Genomic DNA, 20,356 nt, shown 5'->3' with positions numbered 1-20,356 from the left:
TTCATGGAAAGATGCTATATAAATGGGATGGGATGTATTTCTGTGCAAAATACATTTGAGGGAGACTTTTTAGAACATCCTATTGTATATTCTGATACCAATATAATCTATGCAGTAAAGCCAAATTACAAAGCCTTTATTCCGCCTGCTGCAATTAGAAGAATGAGCTCTGGAGTGAAAAACAGTATCGTTGCTTCGGCATTGGCTATTGAACAAGCACAGGTTAATGAATTGGATGGAATAATTACTGGAACCGGTATGGGCTGTATTCAAGATTCTGAAAAGTTCCTCGAAAAAATGATTGACTTCAATGAGGAGTATTTGACCCCTACTTCTTTTATTCAATCTACTCATAATACGGTAAGTGGGCAGATTGCATTAAAGTTAAAATGTAATGCTTACAACTTTACTTATGTCAATACAGGCGGTTCTTTTCCTTCCGCTTTGTTGGATGGATTAATGCAAATAAAAGATGAAGGAAAAAACAATATTCTTATTGGAGGTATTGATGAAATAGCAGATTATACTTTTAAATTATATCAGACCATTGGACACATTAAAAAGGACAATGAAGAATCATATCACATTCTTGAAAGTCGCTCTGAAGGTTGTGTTGGAGGGGAAGGTTCTACTTTCTTTGTATTAAGCAATGAAAAACAAGACCAAACTTATGCAGAAGTGCTAGATGCACATCTTGTGAATAAATTAAAAAAAGAGCAACTCGAAGGGTTCATTAATAATTTCCTTCAACGCAACAATATGAATATTAGTGATGTTGATGCGGTTGTATTGGGAAATAATGGAGACGTTAATTTTGACACCTATTATGATGAAGCGGAACGATTGTTTAAGTCCAATTCAGATTTACTCTATTACAAACATTTGTTTGGGGAATTCATGACGGCTCCTTCTATTGCTGTTTGGATTGCTTCTAATGTACTCAAAGAAGGCAAAGCCCCAAGTGTTTTATACAAGAACAACGAAAAAGGCTCTGTCTCAATTAAAACAGTACTTATTTACAACCAATACAGAGGGAAAGACCATAGTTTAACGCTCTTGAAAAATGTCTAAACATCAAATAGGATATACTGTTTTTGGTGCTTTTACACTTCTTTATGTTTATGGATATATTGTAAATGGTTGGTCTTTACTTTATTACATTAGTTTTTTTGTTTTATGGTTTCTCTTGGTTGTATATGGTTCTTTTTTTATTCGTTCTAACTATCATCTAAAAGCGATTTCAAAGGTTAAAACGCAAGACAATTTTGTGGCGATTACTTTTGATGATGGTCCAACAGAATACACCGAAAAAGTATTAGATTTACTTAAAAAAGAGCATCATAAGGCAACTTTCTTTTGTGTAGGAAGTAGAATAGAAAACAATCCTGAATTAACACAACGCATTATTTCAGAGCATCATTTGATAGGTAATCATACCTACTCCCATTCAAAACAAATGGGGTTTAAAAGTACAAAAGGTGTTATTGAAGAATTATCGCAAACCGACCAAATAATAAAATCTTTCACAGGTGCTTTTCCTAAGTATTTTCGTCCTCCTTTTGGGGTAACGAATCCCAATATTATGCGTGCAATTCGAAAGACAAAACACAAGGTTATTGGGTGGAATATCAGGTCTTTAGACACTGTAATCGAAGATGAAGAGAAAATATTCTTAAGAATTAAAAGACAATTAAAACCAGGAAGTATTATTTTACTCCATGATACTTCAGATAAATCGATTCGCGTTTTGGAGCGTTTATTGCTTTATCTCAACGAAATTAATTACCGCAGCATTACTGTTGAAGATTTAATTAAATTAGAATCATGATGAAATATATTGTATTGTTTTGTACTTTGTTTACCTTCAGTCTATTGGCTCAAGAAACAAAGTTAACCGCACAAGAGTTAAGTGCATTTAAACAAAGGGTTGAACAGGAGACCAAATCTCTGAAGTCAATTCGTACAGATTTTGAACAAAGTAAGCATATGGCTTTTTTGTCGAATGACATCCAATCGAAAGGAAAAATGTACTTGAGATCAGACGGATCTTTAAAATGGGAATATACTTCTCCCAATGTGTATAGCGTTATTTTTAAAAACAATTCTATTCTTATAAATGACAATGGAAAGAAGAGCACCGTTAGTGGTGAGCAGGACATGTTTAAAAAAATCAATCACTTAATTTCGGGAAGTGTAAGTGGAAAACTTTTTGACGACAAGGAATTTAACATTAGCTATTATAAAAGTGGTAAAAATATTTTGGTTAAATTAATTCCTAACAATAAAACCCTAAAGAAATACATCAGTGAAGTTAACTTGTATTTTCCGCAACAAGACGCCACAGTTTCTAAAGTGAAGTTAATCGAACCTTCTGGAGATTTTACACTGATTACTTTTATAAATAAAGAATTGAATGTTCAAATTGATCCGAGTATTTTTAATCACTAGTGTTTTTATTTTATTTACTACTGCTTGTAAACACTATAAAGTAGAGGGAACGAAAATTGAATCGTCAAAAGAACGAACTGTAGTTCCGTATTTCAACACGGCTGGAAAGGAATACCTCTACAACGCAAAAATCGACGTTTTTAATAATGAACTGAGCGGAATTTTAGTGGTGAAAAAACTAGATGATAAGAGAAAAAGATTAGCCCTTTTATCTGAATTTGGGAACACGCTCTTAGATTTTGAGATGATCAACAATGAGGTTAATGTGATCTACATTATGGAGGATCTTAATAAGAAATTAATTGTGGCTAAACTCAAAAAGTATTTTCAACTTTTAGTTCATTCTAATTATGAAATAAAGCAAACTTATAGTTCTGAAAACGGCAGCAATATAGTATCAAAACTCCAAGGAAAAAGAATTATCTTGAGAAACAACAATAATGCACAACTGATTTCCTTGCAACAAGTTTCTGTTTGGAGAGAAAAAGTTAAAATTGATTTCTATGGAGAAGGGAAGCACGCCGACTCAATACATTTTAAATCATTAGAGCTGCCGGTAAAAATCAAATTGAGAATGCGTAAATAAGTAACTCGATACTTAGAATATATTATTATATTTGAATAAATTGCTACAGCTTGATCATTAACATTATGCATTAAGACGCTAAAAGAAACCTCTACATAAATGAATTTAGTTAAGACAAAACCACCGCTATTCAGCACAGACAATTTAAAAGCTTTAGACGCCCTAAACTTGGCTCATTTTATTTCATTTGCCCCCTACGTTTGGGAAGCTTCAAGTTTGTTGAAAGAAAAACAAATTTTAGATATTATTGAAAATTCAGATGGAGCTACTATTGAAGAAATAGTGTCTTTAGTAGATATTTCTCATTATGGTGTACGAATTCTTTTAGAAGCGGGACTTGGAATTGGTCTGATTTATATGAAAGAGGAGAAGTATTGCCTTACAAAAGCAGGGTATTTCTTTTTGAATGATAAAACCGTAGTGACCAACTTTAACTTTATGAAGGATGTCTGCTATGAAGGAGCTAGTTCTCTTAAAGAAAGTATCGAAAAATCTGAACCCGTAGGATTAAAATGCTTAGGAACTTGGGACCATATTTATGAAGGGCTTCCGTACTTAGAAGAGAAAGCAAAGAAAAGTTGGTTTGATTTTGATCACTATTATTCAGATATCACTTTTGACGACCTACTGCCTATAGTCTTTAAACATCAACCTCAAAAGGTGATGGATATTGGTGCAAACACCGGTAAATGGTCTTTAAAATGCATGGAATACGATAAAGAGGTGGAACTTGGTTTGGTGGATTTAGGAGTTCAATTGAATGTTGCGAAACAAAACATTAAAGAGGCTAATTTTGGAGATAGAGCTACTTACCACGAAATGGACATTCGTGACCCCAAAAATACATTGCCTAAAGGCTACGATATCATTTGGATGAGTCAGTTCTTAGATTGCTTTTCTGATGAACAAATAGTAGACATTCTAAAAAAGTGTCATGCGGCAGCAGGGGAGAACACCATGGTTTTTATCAATGAAACATTTTGGGATTTACAAGATTTCGAAATTTCAGCATTTGCGCTTCAAATGACTTCGCTGTATTTTACAACAATGGCCAATGGATGCAGTCAAATGTATGATAGCAAGGTCTTTTTCAAACTCATTGATCAAGCAGGATTCAAGATTGTAGAACAACACAATATGCAAGGGATTGCACATACTTTATTAGGACTCAAGAAGAAATAATTTTAAACGCTAACCAGAAAGTACAAACTTTAAAACCATTCATTAATCACCCTCTCAAATCAATTACCCACTTTGGCTTTCTACCATTCGATGATAAAACCAATTTGTTTAATTCTTCAGGGCTGATAAATTCCATTTGTGGTACAACCCTAAGCCTTGCTTGAAATTGCTCTTTTAGCTTGTCGACGAATGCTTCAGAGGTGTCCTTACTCGCCATTTTAACAATGACCTCATCTGTACCGATATTCGTTGTTTGCAGCATAATCAGGTGTTCGGAAACTTCGTTAAAACCGTTTAAAACATTGTGAATTGCCGGAGGATAAAGTGTAGTCCCTTTGTATTTAATCATTTGTTGTGCTCTTCCCAAAACTGGCCCCACGCGATAAGTATTTCTTCCGCATTCACAAGGGGAGTAATCTATTTTAACTAAATCCCCTGTTTTAAATCGCACGAGAGGTAATGCCTCAATCCCTAATGTTGTAATGGTTAATTCTCCCACTTCACCCTTTTTTACGGGGTTGTTTTCTGCATCTAAAACCTCTGTGATGATCAACTCCGGATGAGCATGTCCACCACGCTGATATTCACATTCTGTAAAGGCTGTGCTCATTTCTGTTGAAGCATAGGTTGAATACAATTTGATGTTCCACTTGGCATTGATTCTTTTGGCCAGCTCAGATGGACTCAGGTCTTGATTTCTTAAGGGTTCACCTATGCAAATGGCTGCCTTTACACTGGAAGCATTAAGGTCAATGTTGTTCTTTTCTGCATAATCAATCATTTTCAAAAGGAAGGAGGGGACAGCAATTAAATAAGTAGGCTTATTGTTTAAAATAGATTCCCATTGCAAGGCAGGAATACCAGCACCTGTTCTGATAATTGCAGCTCCGAGTTTTCTAATTCCTAAAAAGTAAGCCAAACCTGCCATAAAACGACGGTCCATTGTGGTCATCAATTGAACAATGTCATTTTTTTGAATTCCGGCACAACTGAAAGATTGTGCTTCGTTAAAGGCCAACCGATCTAAATCTTTATCTGTCATCCCAAAGTTTACAGGTGTTCCCGTTGTTCCAGATGTACTTGCGTAATCAATGATGTCAATTGGATCTACACAAAAAAAGTCATTATTGTTTTGTTGTAAATCTCTTTTCGTTGTTACAGGAAGTTGAACCAAATCTTCCAATTTTTGAATCGAGTCAAGAGCAATTCCTGCTTCCTTAAACCGTTTTTTATAAAATGGAGAATGTTGCGCTACATAGCTCAGTTGAGCTCGGAGCTTTTCTTCTTGAATGGCCTTTATCTTTAATGGATCGTATGTTTCAACTTGAGGTGTCATTTTAACTTCTTATTGGTTTTTCGCAACATTTTTTCAATGTACTTTGCATCTGGCAATGTAGTAATTTCTTTTTGTAATGCGAGTTCAAATGATGACTTTGCTTCTTCATACATTTCTGCATTATAGTAAATTTGACCTGCTTTGTAATGAACAATCCATAATTCCGGATTAAGGGCTCTATATTTGGGCAATAAGTTCAAGTCAAAAGCTGCTTGCTCATCTACCATGGCCTTGTCAATGATTCTGTCTAACTTTCTATAGGCTTCATAGTCAGCAAATGCTTGACTGTATTGAAACTCGTCTTCTGGAACAGTTAGTGAATCTATGTATTGTGGAATATATTGCGTGGTTCTGTTATCATCAAAGATCTCGTTTAAATCATACGCTGTGAATGCGCCTAACTGATAGGGATGTGAAGAAATCCATATTTGACCTTTGGCAGGTTTGAAAATAACGGCATGATGTCCAAGAAGTTGGTTCAATGCTTTTTCATTGCCATACCCCAGTTCAATGTCGTTTAATCCTTCTTTGTCCCTTAAAATTTCTGCCATTTCTAGGTAGTCTACCTTTGGAGTTTCGTCCAGAAGTTCAGTCATGCGTTGATAACGATACAGCGAATGACTTTCTTCAATGGCTTTATTGTTTCTTTTGTCTTTTTGATAGGGCTCACTTTGAAAATGATTGGAGCAAACCAAACGAGAATTGTTGACTTCGTACACGCCAAAATTATCAGGAGACATTTCTATAAGCACCGCTTTGTTGTCTTTTGCGCTTCCAACCATTAAGGCTTCAGAAACAAATACTTCACTTTCTGCAGCAATGGCAATGGCTTCATCAATGGTTGATGCGTATTGTAATATTTCACGAGCTAAAATAGAAATTGGTTTTTTAGCAGATAAAGGGATTTTTGATTTTCCTGCGTTCATGGTGATGGTCAACCCTTCTTTATTCATTCCTGAAATTACACCCAACATTCCCGGCCATCCAACCGAAACAAAAGGAATGCCTTCATCAGGATGGATAAACAAAATGACTTTTTCTTCGGCAAATTCATCTCCAGCATAGAAGTCCAGATTTCGTCCGATGATTAACTCTCCATCTGGTGTTTGGTCTCCCCATAATGCCGTTGAAGTACAACCAATCATCGCCAAGTCAACTAAAGCGTGACCTATATCGTGAGCGCCGTGTAAATAAAGACTCCTGATGTATGGAGGGGCGATATAGTTATAAGTTTCCGGAACATATCTTGAAAGTCCATAGATTTCCGCCTTGTACTCTTTTGGGACGTGTTTATATAACTTTCTATTGTACCACTGTAAGAACTTCCTTAATCTTTTTTGTTTTCTTTCCGAAGGAACAAAATCTTTGATTTTATCGAAAAAAACATGCTCTTGTTTGTAGAGTAGAGAGTCCATTAGAGCACCAGCAAGTAAACCTCTTTCTAAAGGGTCTCCTTGAATGTAGAGTTCCCACTGTTGGTATTTATTTTTCGTAAGGTAATTGACTCCAGAAGAAAATAAACTATCGTTATGGCTTTCAACTCTTGGGCGAGCAGCATTGAAGTTTGTTAAATCGGGACGATGACTGACCGACTTTCGCATTCCACACGACCCAAAGACAAATATGAGCGTAGAAAAAACAAGAACTTTAAGGTTTAACCGTTTCATTTACTTTATCTTTGATTTTGTTAATGAGATATTCCTTTCCAAGTATTTCAGAACAAGTTACAAAACCACCAATTGTAACTCCTAGCATTCCGTGCATATTTACACTTTGCCCAGTTAAAAACAAGTTAGGAATCTTAGTCCTTGCAGAAATAAAAGTTTTCATTGGATTTTCTGCATCTTTTTCAAAACCATACATATTCCCTTTCTGACCACCAATATAGTCTCTATATGAAAGTGGAGTAGAGGCATACACCGACAAGATGCTCTCGCGTATATTTGGGAATTTTTTTTCTAATTCCGTTAACAGTAATTCAATGTGTTTTTGTTTAAAGGCTTCGTATTCTGGACCTCTATCATCTTTATGTGCCACAGTGTTTTTGGTATCTGCCCATTGTTCTACTTCGCTAAAATGCATATAGGTCATTACGGACATACTTTCTGCATATTTTTGATTATCGGCATGTACTCCCATTGAGGCCATGTATCCTTCCGGCCATTTTGCAGGATCATAGTTTGTTCCTTGCCAAACCATTTCCTTGTTTTTAAAGTGGTAGTAATTGTGATTCAAATAAGGAAAGCTCTTGGGCTTAAAAGCAATGTAAATGCTAAATGATGAAGGGGTAACTTCTAATCTTTCAATTCTTTTTCTGAAGGACTTTCTAAAACGATCTTCACCAACCATCTTTATCGTTGCATTGAGGTCTATATTAGAAATGAATTGCTTCCCGTAGTAAACTTTATCTTTCTTTGTTTTAACTCCGATAAGTTGGTCTTCATTATAGATGAACTCATTGACTTCTTGGTGTTTAAAAATTTCGCCACCAAATTTTCTAAGTTGTCGTACCAATAACTTCGAGATTTGACTCCCGCCATTAATGCACCTCCAAGAACTTTGGATGTATGAATTTACCGATAAGGCATGAACATAAAGCGGTGTTTTTTCTCCATTTCCACCATAAAGTGAATTCGAGCCTGCCAAAACAAGTTTTAAATCTTCATTGTCTGTTAAACCATCCAAGTAGTCTTTGGCCTTTATAGATAGAACCGATTGATCGTATGGCGCACCTTCCTCAACGTTATACATGGGAAAGGAATCACAAACCCTTCTGATTTTATCACAATATTTTTGAATGGTTGCTCTTTCTTCAGGAAAGAAAACACAAAGCTGATCAACAAAGTTGTCATATCCTTGGGCATGTGGATATTTGTTTGGATCTCCATCAAAGGTAATATAATCATAGGCGTCTTCATCCATTCTCTTCAGTCGAAGACCGTCTATTATTCCTAAGTACTTAAAATATTGATATAGATTTTGACCTTTTTCTAATCCTCCGATATAATGAACTCCTGTATCGAAAATTACTTTATCACGTACGAAAGTTTGAAGGTTACCTCCGTATTGATTGTTTTTTTCTAAAACACAAACTTTAAGTCCTTCTTTTGCTAGAATAATTGAGGAGACTAATCCTCCCATTCCACTGCCAATGATAATTATGTCGTATTGATTTTCCAATTTAAGTGCGCTTTAGGATATAATAGTTTTTTGTATTGTGTTGTAAAATATATCCAAATTTAAGGAAAACTGAATGTTTATCAATTTCAGAAACCACAATTATTTGCTTAAAGTGATTTTGCTGTAATAAATGATTTAAAAAGTCAGTACTTATTTCCGTTGTAAGTAGCAGAACTTCAGTGTTTGTTAAAGAGATTTCTTCAATGTATTGAATTCTTCTTTTTTGCAATAAATAACTTTGTTTTGCAATGTTTCGTAATGCATCATTTTCAATGTATGTTGTAACTCTTCTCTTAGCTTGTTGAAGTGTTAACATTAAATCCCATATTCCTAAATCTTCTCCTATTCTTAATATTCTGACATTTGCAGCAAGCATAGGATTGATTTCATAATAAAGGCGCTTATTCATTTCAAATTCTTCCTTGGCTTGTCGAACTACATCATTGCTTTTGTAAAGAAAATTAAGTTTAATTTTTTGTTTGAAATAGTTTTCATCTTCTAACTCATAACGCAAGGATTGAAACCTGGATTTAAACTTTGCACTTATTGATTTTGTGATATCCCGCAGGCTTGCTTCAGGATCTGTTGTTTCGAATGAAATTCTTTCTCCAATTTCTATAGTATGTTTTCCATCATAAATAATGAAATCTCCTTTCGGTAGGAGGTTTGAATTTCCATGAATGTACAAGGGGACAATATCGATGTTATACTTTTGAGCCAAATGGAAAGCACCTTTGTGGAAACGTCCAATATCACTGGTCAATGAACGGGTTCCTTCAGGGAATATAATGAGTGAATTTCCTTTTTTGATCATTGCTATGAGTTGCTCTTCTCCTTCTTCAAGTCCATTCGATACAGGATAATAACCAGCTAACTGAACTGCTTTTCCGAAAATTGGAGAGTTATAAACCCAATCATTAACAAGGAATATAAATGAAGTGGGTAAGAATCCTATAGACAAGGTGTCTAAAAAAGAGGAGTGATTCGGAATGATGATCGCTGGTCGGTCAAATTTTTCCTTGTGTGGATTGCTGACTTTGTTGATTACACCATAATTGGAATACATTACTGATTTGATGAACAAAGCAATAACTTTTCTATACCAAATTTGCTTTTTTTCCTTTTTCATGGGAAATAGCAACATAAAAACAATACCTAAAAGTGAATAGATAACACCTCCAGCTCCGTAATAAAAGAAAGAGAAAATAGCGGTGATGAACAATCTAAAACTGATGGGAGACTTTCCTTTTTTAGGCCTATTTTCGATAAAGGTTTTGAAGAGTAAAGGGTAGAGGGAGAAGGTAATCAACATCGCTGCAGTGATTCCAATCAATGAAATTAATGATATGGATTTTAAAGCAGGATGTTTTGCAAATATCAATACTCCAATGGAAAGAATAGTGGTCAAGACGGCCAAAAGAATTGAAGTCCTGTACACTTTTAAATGGTGCTCTCCGGTGGTGTACTTTTGCTGAAGTCCGCTGGTCATGAAAATACTAAAATCTATTCCCAACCCTAAAACTAAAGTGGTCACAATGGTGCTGAATATGTTTAGTTCTAAGTCTAATATGTAGATAAATCCTGTGGTAACCAATCCTGTTAAAACAATTGGTACAATACTCAATAGTGCCAATTCGATCCTTCTAAAGAAAAACAAAAGAATAATAAACACAGCAATAAATGAATAATTCATTAAACTTTTAAAATCCTCTTTGATTTGCCCTAAAAACTGTTCGTTGAGGTGTTTACGATCAATGAGAATTAAATTGTTTTGGGCCAAAGCTTCAATGGCTTTTTCACGATTTATACTGTCTGTTTTGACAATTGTTGAGAGGGTTTGAAATCCATCTTTGTTGGCGTAAAATTCATCTAGAAACAAGGTATTCATCGTTTCATAGTCTTCAATACTCAAAATATCGTATTCTTTATTCAATAAAGTTTCTAAGGATTGGAAAGCACTTTCGTTAAATCCGAGTTTTATAGCTGCTTGATTGACCCTTTGGACAATACTGTCTACTCCTTGCTCGGCCCAAAAGGCATTCCACTGGTCTAGTTTTCTATGTTGATTTTCTTTAGAAAGTAGAACGGCACCCACCGAAGTGAAATCTTCTACAATTCCTTCTGTTTGAAGTTGCTTCAATTGGCGTTCAATACTATTGTTTAGATGCAATAGTGACTCTGTGGTGTCTGAATAAACAGATAAATAAATGCTTTTGGCCCCTATACTTCCTAAACTTTCTAATTGTTGTTCAGAAGCTTTCATGGCTTCGGGAACATAGTTTAAATCGGCAATATTGTTATTGAAACGAACTTTCGAAAAGGTAAATGCTCCAAAAACAACTGCGATTACTGTTACAATGATCAGTACTTTATTCTTTTCGAATGAATGTCCTGCAAAACGATCAAGGATAGTTTCTTTGATGTTGGAGTGCGGTTTGTACAAATGGGGGACAATCAATAAAGCAAAGAAAGCAGACGAAATAACACTAATCGAAGCAAATATTCCCAAATCTTGCAATACTTTCGAGTTGACAAATAAGAGGCATAGAAAAGCTACCGCTGTGGTAATACTGCTGGTAAGAATCGGCTTGGTCACACTTTTATAAAGCGCTTTGATATCGGTATGTTCACGATAATGCGTAATGATATGCAAGGAATAATCGACCGTAATTCCCAGTAAAATTGCGCCAATGCTAATTGAGATTGCTGAAATTGAATCATTGATAAAGTAAACAATAGCCAATGCTAATGAAGCACCGCAAATTGCGGGGATAAATAATATGATTGGAATGAAAATCTTTTTGTAAAACAAGATCAGAATCAACATTAAAATGGCAATGGAGAAAACAACCGTGCTTTGAATGTCAGTTTTGATTTGTCGGGCATTGGCCAAAGCAATAAATGGTGAACCGAAATAGGAGAGTTCCGCAACTTCTGAATATTGATTGTTGATGGTATTTTGATAGGCATATAGACGGTCTACAAAGCCTTCATTCATTTTGGTGTCGGTTCCTGGATAAGTTGGAGTGACAAAAAGCAGGAGTGTTGAGCTGTCTGCAGTACTGATAAATCCATTGTTGATAATGAAATCTTTGGAAACCCCTAATTCTTTTAATTTATTAAGTCCGATGAATGAAATCCCTAGTGGATCTTTTAAGATAAATTCTCGGGCCACAATTCCTGTGGGAGAAATTAAAGTGTTGTAATTACTTTGGATTTTATGATCTATACTGTCTTTACTCAGCTTTTTTGCTATTTTTTTGTAGTCATTTGTATCCAAAAAATAGGGAAGATGGTCATAGACCAATGAAAATGTTTCGTCAATTTGGTCTGCGTTTACTTTTCCTTGTACGTCCGTATAAAAAAGCGAATCTTGCGCTAAAGAGTCAAGAAAATGCTGAGCAACATCTGCAATTTGATTAAAGCCTTGGCTGTTTTTGGCCTTGACCATAACTGTGATTTTATCAGAGAAGTTGAGTTGTTGTAAAACTTTAGCGGTAATGTCGTTTTCTTCTCCTTGAGGAAGAATATTCGTGATGTCTTCATCAAAGTTGATACGTGTAGCAAAATAAATACAACTGGATAGGGCCACCAGGACAAGAAAGAAAAAGGCCATTCTTTTCTTTTGTATTTTGAAATAGGTGTTCGTAAAAAAGTGAATCATAGTGTTTCTTTATTCTTATCGAATTTTTTGAGTAAAAAGTAACTAACAAATCCTACAAGTAATGCTGCAAAGCTCGCTAAGATAATACTCCCTATCAAGTATTCAACAATATGATTTTTAAAATCGACAATCTTTGATACTTCTTCATCGTCAATATTACTGTTCAAAACCAAGCTTCCTATTTTCAATGCGGCAATTACAATGAATGGAATCATTGGGGGAATACTGATGTTTGATGCTGCAAAAGCCAAGAGTTTATTTAATCTAAAGCTAACAGCAAGAAAAAGCACAGCGATGGTTTGAAATCCCCAAATTGGAATAATTCCTATAAAGACCCCTAAAGCTAATGATGCAGATTTAATTTTCGGACTATCATTGCTGCCCAAGACATCCTCTTTTATGAATTCACGAAGGCTTTTTTTTTTAAATAATCTAAAAAATGATCGTGGAATAATGTAAAGAATGGTGATTGCCACAAGAACAGTGTTGAGTATACTGATTCTTGTGAAATCTTTGAAGGGTCTAAAGTGACTAACCCTTTCTGACTCATCGTATTTGATTTGAATGGGGATGTTGACTACCGAAATTCCTTTCCAAGCTGATCGAACAATGCATTCAATCTCAAATTCAAATTTTTTGGTCAACCATTTTTTAGGCATGATAGAAATAGGGTAAAGCCTAAACCCTGACTGTGTGTCATCAAGCTTCCTACCTGTTTCAAACCAAAACCAAAAGTTAGAAAATTTATTTCCAAAACTGCTTTTTGCAGGAACACCTTCTTGTTGCATGTTGCGTGAACCAATTAACAAAGTCTCTGGTGCCTGTTTTGATGCTGACATCAAAAGAGGAATGTCATCAGGGAAATGTTGCCCGTCAGAATCTATGGTAATGGCATGCGTAAAGCCCATTTCCAAAGCCTTTTTAAATCCTTTTCGCAACCCTAATCCTTTCCCTTGATTTTTGGGGAAATGAATTTGAGTAATTTCAGGATAGGCTTTTAAAATTTCCGGAGTACGGTCTGTAGAACCATCATTAACGATGATGATTTCCTGTGGAATAATATATTCTAAAACACCGTCAATAACGCGTTTTAAAGTGTTCTCATTATTATAAGTGGGAATAATAACACAGTAAGCATATTCTTTTTCCAATTCGCTTGTCATTATCAGTTACTTGATTTTTGTTAATTCTTCCTGCGTGAAAACACCTGTGCTTTTGGCCGTTTTTTGAATAAACTTCTTGACCTCTGCATTTGCTGAACTAAAATGCTGTATTATAAACGCTTTATCCGTTTCAATTTCTTTGTTGTACTTTAAAATTGGAGGGGCGTTGTGTTGAATAATTAAACGAATCATCCTGATTTCAATGTTTTGGGGTTGATTTTCTACAGCTTTTTCAAGATGTGCTTTACCTGATTTGAAAAGTTTTAACTTTTCTCCAGGTGAACTACCAAATTTCGAAAGTAATGCTTCTGATGCACCAAGATAAGCAGAATATAGGTCTTCATTAAGTAATTTAATCTGTGCAACTGTTGAATTGAATTCTACTGCAGATTCTTTGCTATGATGTGCTTTGTGGAAGGCGCTTCGTATTTCCTCTATGCTTTGCGAAGTAATGAAAAATAGAGTGGTTAAGAATAAAAATGTTTTCATGGATCATTTGATTGAATATTTTACGCCCATTTTTAGAGCTACCGTATCATCAAAGTAACATACGTTTTTTACATGAACTTCACCCTCTGCATCTGTCTTAATTACAATGTTTAACCTTAAGTCAGGTGTTTTTTCTGGATTAATGAGCGCCATAAACTTTATGTTACTAGAGCTTTTCATTACCAACTTTTGTTCCACAATCTGAGCGGTTATTTCTTTTAATATCTGAAGCATACAAACACCAGGAGTAACAGGGTTGCCTGGGAAATGACCTTTAAAAATGTCATGGTCTTTATTCAGATGAATAAAAGCTTCAAACTCTTGATCCTTAAGTTGCTCTATCTTGTTTAAGGTATAAAATCCTTCTAATAACATATTTATTCTTTATTTGCGAGTAAATCAATGGTATAGGCCATCCCTTTTATTGCTCTGTGGTGTTTTTTTACAAATGGATTGTCTTCATTCCAAACATATCCTGCTAAAACAGCACATATTTTACGTTTAACTTCGGCATCTGCAGGTTGGTGAAAAAATATCTTCTGTAAGTTTCCTGTATACCATTCGCTAACATAGGTAGAAAATACATCAACTCCTTTTTTAATGTATTCGGCATATTCTTTTTCCCAGTCTACTTCTTCACCATTTAACTGACGGGTAATTAGTTTTGCAGACAATATTCCAGATTCAGTAGCGAATGCAACTCCAGATGAAAAAACAGGGTCTAAAAATCCTGAACTATTTCCTGTTAAGGCATATCCTTTTCCATAAAGTTGACGAACAGAACAAGAGTAGTTTTTAAGCAGTACTGGTTTAAAAAGAAATTTATTGTCGATGAATCTTTCTTTGTAATGTTTGGAAGACGCAATGACTTTTCGAATTGCAGCTTCAGAGTCACCTTCTTTTGAAAGGCTTTCGATGTATTCGGTAGGGCCAACAACCCCTAAACTAGAAACCCCATTGGAGAAAGGAATCACCCAAAACCAAACTTTGGTTTCGATAATATCAAATGTAATCATTGTTCCCTCTTCACCTTCGGGTCTGTTAATGTCTAAAGTGTGTGTGAAAATTGAGGAATTTCCAGTAATTGTTGAAGGAGCGTCTAAATTCATAAGGTTAGGAAGCACTCTTCCATACCCACTAGAGTCAATAATAAACTTAGCTTTAATTTGTTTTTGTTGCCCTTCTTTATCCTGTATCGTGGTTATCGAATCACTTCCTTCAAATTGGACATCAACGACTTCAGATTCGAATTCAATATCAACCCCTTGACGTTGGACCTCGTTGGCAATGACCAGATCAAAATCTGCTCTAGGAACTTGCCATGTCCAATCCCATCCTTCACCAAACTTGTCGCTAAAATCAAAAACACAAGTTTCTTCATTGCGAATAAATCGAGCACCCCATTTTTTTTCAAATCCGGCAGCTTTTATCGCAGGGATGAGACCTACTTCTTCAAAATGATCCATCACTCTAGGTATAAGACTTTCACCGATTACAGGCCTAGGGAACTTTGCTTTCTCAACAACTTTGACTTTTACATTTTGACTATTGAGATAGGCAGATGAAACACTTCCCGAAGGTCCGGCTCCAATAACAAGAACATCAACTTCTTCTATTTTCATTTCATCACAAAAAAAACATTTATATATTTGCATGCTTTACAATTGAGCACACTTATTTATGTCAAACAAAATTATCTAAATGATCGTCTTAAACAAATTTTTGAATACTAAAGATTTTATAAGTCTCGTAGAGAAAACTAAATCTTTAACAATTCATGAGAACCTCCTTGAAAGTATTGATAAAAACTACACGTTTTTGAAAAGTTTTTCTGCGGACAAAGTGATATATGGAGTCAATACAGGATTTGGACCTATGGCGCAATACCGTGTTTCAGACGAAGATAGGATTCAATTGCAATATAATTTAATAAGAAGTCACGCTTCTGGTGCAGGAAAACCTATGCCAGATGACTTCGTTCGCGCAACAATGATTGCACGATTAAATTCGCTCAGTAAAGCAAAATCAGGAGTTCATCCAAGTGTAATTGAGGTGTTGACAACTTTGATCAATAAAGAGATTTACCCAGTAATATTAGAGCACGGTGGTGTAGGAGCAAGTGGAGACTTGGTTCAATTGGCACATTTGGCCTTGGTTCTAATAGGTGAAGGTGAAGTGATTTTCAAAAATAAAAGACAAGCTACTGCAGAGGTATTTAAGAAGGAGGGAATTGAACCCATTCAAGTAACATTACGAGAAGGACTAGCGCTGATGAATGGAACTTCAGCGATGACTGGAATTGGGTTGATCAATTATCACAATGCCACTAAGTTGTTGCAATGGTCTATGAATTGTTCTGCATTGATTAATGAAATCGTAGAGGCTTACGATGATCATTTTTCTGTTGAGTTGAATTCAGCTAAATTACATGTTGGACAGTCAATTATTGCAGAAGAAATGCGCAACCACCTTAAAGATAGTCAGCTGACGAAAAAAAGGGAACAGCATTTATATACAGGAGAGAATAACGAAGTTATTTTTAAGGAAAAAGTTCAAGAATACTATTCTATACGTTGTATTCCACAGATTTTAGGACCTGTATATGACACCATAGAGAATGTAGGTAAAGTTTTGGAAGGAGAACTTAATTCTGCAAATGATAATCCGATTATTGATAGTGATGTAGAGCAAGTTTTTCATGGAGGGAATTTCCATGGTGATTATGTTTCCTTAGAAATGGACAAATTGAAATTGGTAGTGACCCGCATGACTATGTTGGCCGATCGTCAATTGAATTATTTGTTGAATGCTAAAATAAATGAAATTCTCCCACCATTTGTCAATAGAGGTGTGCTTGGGTTAAACTATGGTGTGCAAGGAGCTCAGTTTACATCAACTTCTACAACTGCTGAAAATCAGGCCTTATCAACTTCAATGTACATCCATTCGATTCCTTGTAACAATGACAATCAAGACATTGTAAGTATGGGGACTAATGCAGCACAAATGGCGAGCCGTACCATTGAAAATGCATTCCAAGTGATGAGTGTTGAGTTAGTTGCTATATATCAGGCAGTTAAATATTTAGGTGTTTTTGATCGTTTATCAAGTAAAAGTCAAAAAATTATCACTAATTTAGAAGGAATAATACCAGACATCATAGAGGATAAGCCTCTATATCCTATGATAGAAAAAACGAAAAATTTCATTAAAAACTAAAGTGATGAAAACCTTTTTAACCTTACTACTGATAACACTTTCATATGTGACTTTTTCACAAGAGTTGGCACGCGTTGTTATCGAAAAGAAATATGGATATATTGACCGTGAAGGAACACTTGTTATTCCAGACACTTTTGTTAAAGCCCTAGATTTTAGCGAAGATTTGGCGGGGGTTATGATCAATGATAAATGGGGATACATTAACCGTAAAGGAGAATTAACCATTCAACCACAATTCAATAAAGTAAAACACTTTAACAGTGGGATTGCTATGGTTCATGTAGATGATCAATGGCAATACATCAATCAAAAAGGAGAGCTATTAACTGATTTTCCAAAAGCCGAAAAGCGATATGATTTCTCTGAAGGAAGAGCGATCCTAAAAATAGGAGAAGGTTTCGGGATGATCAATACAAAAGGTGAGCTTGTTGTTCAAACAATTTATCAAGCCATAAAGCCACTACGTGATGGTTTTTCAAAAGTTAAAAAGGATGGAAAGTGGGGATATATTAATGCCTCAGGAAAAGTGGTGATTGATATTGAATACAGAGATCTTGGAACAATACATAACAATTCAACATGGGCTTTAAAGGGAGAACAATTTGGATTAATTAAAAACAACGAGTTTAATCCTTTAGAGGGAGTACAAAAAGTTTGGGACTTCAATGAAAACGGTATTGCCTATGCCAAAAAGAACGAAAGGATAGGATTTATAAATACTAAAGGAGAATGGATCATTAATCCCCAGTATGACAAAGCACGTGCTTTTCAAAATGGATATGCTCCAGTTTGTGTTGGAAAAAAATGGGGTTTTATTGACCTCAAAGGAAATTGGATGCTTGAACCTAAGTATAAAGACGCAGAGGTTTTTAGTGATGATGGATTAGCACCAGTAAAAGTAAAAAATTGGGGCTTTGTAAATTCTAAAGGAGAACTAGTGATTCCTACCGATTTTGCAATTACTGCAGGATTTGGATTTGGAGGATATAACTCAAAAGGATTTCATCAAGGATTAGCCCGTGTTAAGTCTAAAAAGGGCTGGGCTTACATCAATACCAAGGGAGAAGCTTTAGGAGGAAAGTGGTACAGAAATTTAGAACTTTTTAATTAGAATATTATAATGAAATACGCATTGATAACCGGAGGTTCACGAGGAATTGGAAGAGCAATTTGTGAAGCTTTGGCAGAGCATACAGACTATGGAATCTTAATCAACTATAATTCAAACAAGGAGGCCGCAGAAGACACCAAAAAGAGAGTAGAATCATACGGAAATAAAGCAGAGATTCTTGCTTTTGATGTGGCAGATAAAAATGCTGTTGATACAGTTTTGAATGAGTGGCAAGAGCGCAATCCTGAAGCTTGGATTGAAGTCCTTGTCAATAACGCAGGAATTACAAAAGATGGTCTTTTTATGTGGATGAAAGAAGAAGATTGGTCGAGCGTAATCAACACAAGTTTAAATGGCTTTTTTAACCTGACGCAATTCGTAATTCAAAAAATGTTACGTAAAAGATATGGACGTATTGTAAATATGGTTTCAGTATCTGGCGTTAAAGGAACACCTGGACAAACGAATTACTCTGCTGCAAAAGGAGCCGTTGTGGCAGCAACAAAAGCATTGGCTCAAGAGGTTGCCAAAAGAAACATTACTGTTAACGCTGTTGCTCCAGGATTTATCAAAACAGATATGACAGGTGAATTAAACGAAAAAGAATTGGTGAAATTGGTTCCTGCGAATCGTTTTGGAGAAGCCAAAGAGGTTGCTGATTTAGTTCAGTTTTTAACTTCGGACAAAGCTTCCTATATTACAGGAGAAGTAATCAATATTAATGGTGGAATTTATTCTTAAATAATCATGGATAATCGCGTTGTAATCACAGGTATGGGAATTCATTCCTGTATTGGGAATAACTTAGAGGAAGTGACTCAATCTCTATTTGAAGGGAAATCAGGGATTGTTTTTGATCAAGAAAGAAAAGAATTTGGTTTTCAGTCTGCATTGACAGGGAAAATCGATAGGCCTGAACTAAAGAAACTATTGAAGCGCAGACAGCGCATTAGCATGGGGGAAGAAAGTGAGTATGCCTATATGGCGACCATTGAAGCTTTAGAGAATGCAAAAATTGATCTCGACTTTTTTGACCATAACGAAGTGGGGTTAATATATGGAAATGACAGTGTCTCAAAATCCATCATTGAAGCAACGGATATCATGAGAGAAAAAAGAGATACCGCCTTAATTGGTTCAGGTGCAATCTTTAAATCTATGAACTCAACAGTAACCATGAACCTTTCAACGATATTCAAAATGAGAGGGGTAAACATGACCATTAGTGCTGCTTGTGCAAGTGGTTCTCATTCTATTGGTTTAGCTTATTTGATGATTAAGAATGGACTTCAAGATATGGTTATCGCTGGTGGAGCTCAGGAAGTTAATAAATACGCAATGAGTAGCTTTGATGCTTTGGGTGTTTTTTCTCCTGATGAAGAAAACCCAACTGCAGCGTGTAGACCTTTTGATTCAACAAGAAATGGACTCATTCCAAGTGGAGGTGGAGCAACTTTAATTATTGAAAGTTATGCATCTGCTAAGAAAAGAGGAGCACCAATTATTGCAGAAATTTTGGGCTATGGCTTTTCGTCTAATGGCGGACATATTTCAACACCTAATGTTGTAGGACCTGCTACTGCTATGCGAAAAGCACTTAAGCAAGCCAATTTAGAGCCTAAAGATATTGAATATATTAATGCGCATGCTACTTCAACTCCGATTGGTGATGCCAACGAAGCCCAAGCTATTTTAGATGTTTTTGGAGAAAATGGTCCTTTTGTAAGTTCAACTAAGTCAATGACAGGGCATGAATGTTGGATGGCAGGAGCGAGTGAAGTCATTTATTCTACCTTGATGATGCAGAATAATTTTATAGCACCAAATATTAACTTTAAAGAAGGAGATGAAAACACCAATAAAGTTAATATCGTAAATAAGACAATTAAGAAAGATTTTGATATATATTTGTCTAACTCTTTCGGGTTTGGAGGTACAAACTCCGCACTAGTATTAAGAAAATTAATTGAATAAC

Annotated in this window: 17 protein-coding genes; 9 read left to right on the top strand and 8 right to left on the bottom strand. The window is 35.4% G+C overall.

Annotated elements, in window-relative coordinates; all coding sequences use genetic code 11:
• The first annotated feature begins 3 nt into the window (after positions 1-3).
• The 5 genes from ACN0U3_RS05560 to ACN0U3_RS05540 all read left to right on the top strand — a co-directional run bounded on the left by ACN0U3_RS05560 (position 4) and on the right by ACN0U3_RS05540 (position 4,216).
• Positions 4-1,071, top strand: a complete 1,068-nt coding sequence (locus ACN0U3_RS05560) for a beta-ketoacyl synthase chain length factor (protein WP_417265458.1) — start codon at positions 4-6, stop codon at positions 1,069-1,071.
• Positions 1,064-1,828: a polysaccharide deacetylase family protein gene (locus ACN0U3_RS05555; protein WP_417265457.1), complete on the top strand. Its 765-nt coding sequence runs from the start codon at positions 1,064-1,066 to the stop codon at positions 1,826-1,828. Before ACN0U3_RS05560 ends, ACN0U3_RS05555 begins: the two co-directional genes overlap by 8 nt.
• A complete protein-coding gene (locus ACN0U3_RS05550; protein ID WP_299205653.1) occupies positions 1,825-2,448 on the top strand; it encodes a LolA family protein in 624 nt (207 codons plus the stop codon). The genes ACN0U3_RS05555 and ACN0U3_RS05550 overlap by 4 nt, the downstream gene beginning before the upstream one ends.
• A complete protein-coding gene (locus tag ACN0U3_RS05545) occupies positions 2,414-3,034 on the top strand; it encodes a hypothetical protein (RefSeq protein WP_417265456.1) in 621 nt (206 codons plus the stop codon). Before ACN0U3_RS05550 ends, ACN0U3_RS05545 begins: the two co-directional genes overlap by 35 nt.
• Positions 3,035-3,133: 99 nt before the next feature.
• Entirely contained in the window at positions 3,134-4,216 is a 1,083-nt protein-coding gene (locus tag ACN0U3_RS05540) for a class I SAM-dependent methyltransferase (protein WP_417265455.1), read from the top strand.
• A gap of 46 nt (positions 4,217-4,262) precedes the next feature.
• Here the strand turns inward: ACN0U3_RS05540 and ACN0U3_RS05535 are convergent, their stop codons facing one another.
• From ACN0U3_RS05535 to ACN0U3_RS05500, 8 genes are read right to left on the bottom strand one after another with little or no spacing between them, the layout of a single operon-like run.
• On the bottom strand, positions 4,263-5,552 hold the full coding sequence (locus ACN0U3_RS05535; RefSeq protein ID WP_417265454.1) for a phenylacetate--CoA ligase family protein: 1,290 nt from the start codon (positions 5,550-5,552) through the stop codon (positions 4,263-4,265).
• A complete protein-coding gene (locus ACN0U3_RS05530) occupies positions 5,549-7,219 on the bottom strand; it encodes a C45 family autoproteolytic acyltransferase/hydolase (RefSeq protein WP_417265453.1) in 1,671 nt (556 codons plus the stop codon). Before ACN0U3_RS05530 ends, ACN0U3_RS05535 begins: the two co-directional genes overlap by 4 nt.
• Positions 7,200-8,732 (bottom strand): phytoene desaturase family protein, encoded by a 1,533-nt coding sequence (locus ACN0U3_RS05525; protein WP_417265452.1) that lies wholly within the window; start codon positions 8,730-8,732, stop codon positions 7,200-7,202. The genes ACN0U3_RS05530 and ACN0U3_RS05525 overlap by 20 nt, the downstream gene beginning before the upstream one ends.
• A 1-nt stretch (position 8,733) precedes the next feature.
• Positions 8,734-12,396 carry an MMPL family transporter gene (locus ACN0U3_RS05520; RefSeq protein ID WP_417265451.1) on the bottom strand — a complete coding sequence of 1,221 codons (3,663 nt, stop codon included), beginning with the start codon at positions 12,394-12,396 and terminating at the stop codon, positions 8,734-8,736.
• Positions 12,393-13,559 (bottom strand): DUF2062 domain-containing protein, encoded by a 1,167-nt coding sequence (locus ACN0U3_RS05515; RefSeq protein WP_417265450.1) that lies wholly within the window; start codon positions 13,557-13,559, stop codon positions 12,393-12,395. The genes ACN0U3_RS05520 and ACN0U3_RS05515 overlap by 4 nt, the downstream gene beginning before the upstream one ends.
• A 6-nt stretch (positions 13,560-13,565) precedes the next feature.
• Complete coding sequence (locus tag ACN0U3_RS05510) at positions 13,566-14,048, bottom strand: hypothetical protein (protein ID WP_299205644.1); 483 nt, start codon at positions 14,046-14,048, stop codon at positions 13,566-13,568.
• A gap of 3 nt (positions 14,049-14,051) precedes the next feature.
• Complete coding sequence (locus tag ACN0U3_RS05505; RefSeq protein WP_299205643.1) at positions 14,052-14,423, bottom strand: 3-hydroxyacyl-ACP dehydratase; 372 nt, start codon at positions 14,421-14,423, stop codon at positions 14,052-14,054.
• Between the two features lie 2 nt (positions 14,424-14,425).
• A complete protein-coding gene (locus ACN0U3_RS05500) occupies positions 14,426-15,670 on the bottom strand; it encodes an NAD(P)/FAD-dependent oxidoreductase (RefSeq protein ID WP_417265493.1) in 1,245 nt (414 codons plus the stop codon).
• Positions 15,671-15,749: 79 nt separating this feature from the next.
• On the opposite strand from ACN0U3_RS05500, the gene ACN0U3_RS05495 reads away from it, so the two are divergent.
• The 4 genes from ACN0U3_RS05495 to ACN0U3_RS05480 are packed head-to-tail and all read left to right on the top strand — an operon-like array spanning position 15,750 to position 20,355.
• Positions 15,750-17,267: an HAL/PAL/TAL family ammonia-lyase gene (locus tag ACN0U3_RS05495; RefSeq protein WP_417265449.1), complete on the top strand. Its 1,518-nt coding sequence runs from the start codon at positions 15,750-15,752 to the stop codon at positions 17,265-17,267.
• Positions 17,268-17,271: 4 nt separating this feature from the next.
• A complete protein-coding gene (locus tag ACN0U3_RS05490) occupies positions 17,272-18,381 on the top strand; it encodes a WG repeat-containing protein (RefSeq protein ID WP_417265448.1) in 1,110 nt (369 codons plus the stop codon).
• Between the two features lie 9 nt (positions 18,382-18,390).
• Entirely contained in the window at positions 18,391-19,122 is a 732-nt protein-coding gene (gene fabG / locus ACN0U3_RS05485; protein WP_299205639.1) for a 3-oxoacyl-ACP reductase FabG, read from the top strand.
• A 6-nt stretch (positions 19,123-19,128) separates the two neighbouring features.
• Positions 19,129-20,355: a beta-ketoacyl-[acyl-carrier-protein] synthase family protein gene (locus ACN0U3_RS05480; protein WP_417265447.1), complete on the top strand. Its 1,227-nt coding sequence runs from the start codon at positions 19,129-19,131 to the stop codon at positions 20,353-20,355.
• Position 20,356: the final 1 nt, after the last annotated feature.

Origin of the sequence: Brumimicrobium sp. (genome assembly GCF_048268645.1) — a bacterium.
GTDB classification, from domain to species: domain Bacteria; phylum Bacteroidota; class Bacteroidia; order Flavobacteriales_D; family Crocinitomicaceae; genus Brumimicrobium; species Brumimicrobium ulvae.
This window is presented reverse-complemented; position numbering and strand designations above follow the sequence as displayed.

Bases quoted from the DNA above. Each gene is read 5' to 3' on its own strand.
- ACN0U3_RS05560 (WP_417265458.1), top strand. From the start codon at position 4: ATGGAAAGATGCTATATAAATGGGATGGGATGTATTTCTGTGCAAAAT.
- ACN0U3_RS05555 (WP_417265457.1), top strand. From the start codon at position 1,064: ATGTCTAAACATCAAATAGGATATACTGTTTTTGGTGCTTTTACACTT.
- ACN0U3_RS05550 (WP_299205653.1), top strand. From the start codon at position 1,825: ATGATGAAATATATTGTATTGTTTTGTACTTTGTTTACCTTCAGTCTA.
- ACN0U3_RS05545 (WP_417265456.1), top strand. From the start codon at position 2,414: ATGTTCAAATTGATCCGAGTATTTTTAATCACTAGTGTTTTTATTTTA.
- ACN0U3_RS05540 (WP_417265455.1), top strand. From the start codon at position 3,134: ATGAATTTAGTTAAGACAAAACCACCGCTATTCAGCACAGACAATTTA.
- ACN0U3_RS05535 (WP_417265454.1), bottom strand. From the start codon at position 5,552: ATGACACCTCAAGTTGAAACATACGATCCATTAAAGATAAAGGCCATT.
- ACN0U3_RS05530 (WP_417265453.1), bottom strand. From the start codon at position 7,219: ATGAAACGGTTAAACCTTAAAGTTCTTGTTTTTTCTACGCTCATATTT.
- ACN0U3_RS05520 (WP_417265451.1), bottom strand. From the start codon at position 12,396: ATGATTCACTTTTTTACGAACACCTATTTCAAAATACAAAAGAAAAGA.
- ACN0U3_RS05515 (WP_417265450.1), bottom strand. From the start codon at position 13,559: ATGACAAGCGAATTGGAAAAAGAATATGCTTACTGTGTTATTATTCCC.
- ACN0U3_RS05510 (WP_299205644.1), bottom strand. From the start codon at position 14,048: ATGAAAACATTTTTATTCTTAACCACTCTATTTTTCATTACTTCGCAA.
- ACN0U3_RS05505 (WP_299205643.1), bottom strand. From the start codon at position 14,423: ATGTTATTAGAAGGATTTTATACCTTAAACAAGATAGAGCAACTTAAG.
- ACN0U3_RS05500 (WP_417265493.1), bottom strand. From the start codon at position 15,670: ATGAAAATAGAAGAAGTTGATGTTCTTGTTATTGGAGCCGGACCTTCG.
- ACN0U3_RS05495 (WP_417265449.1), top strand. From the start codon at position 15,750: ATGATCGTCTTAAACAAATTTTTGAATACTAAAGATTTTATAAGTCTC.
- ACN0U3_RS05490 (WP_417265448.1), top strand. From the start codon at position 17,272: ATGAAAACCTTTTTAACCTTACTACTGATAACACTTTCATATGTGACT.
- fabG (WP_299205639.1), top strand. From the start codon at position 18,391: ATGAAATACGCATTGATAACCGGAGGTTCACGAGGAATTGGAAGAGCA.
- ACN0U3_RS05480 (WP_417265447.1), top strand. From the start codon at position 19,129: ATGGATAATCGCGTTGTAATCACAGGTATGGGAATTCATTCCTGTATT.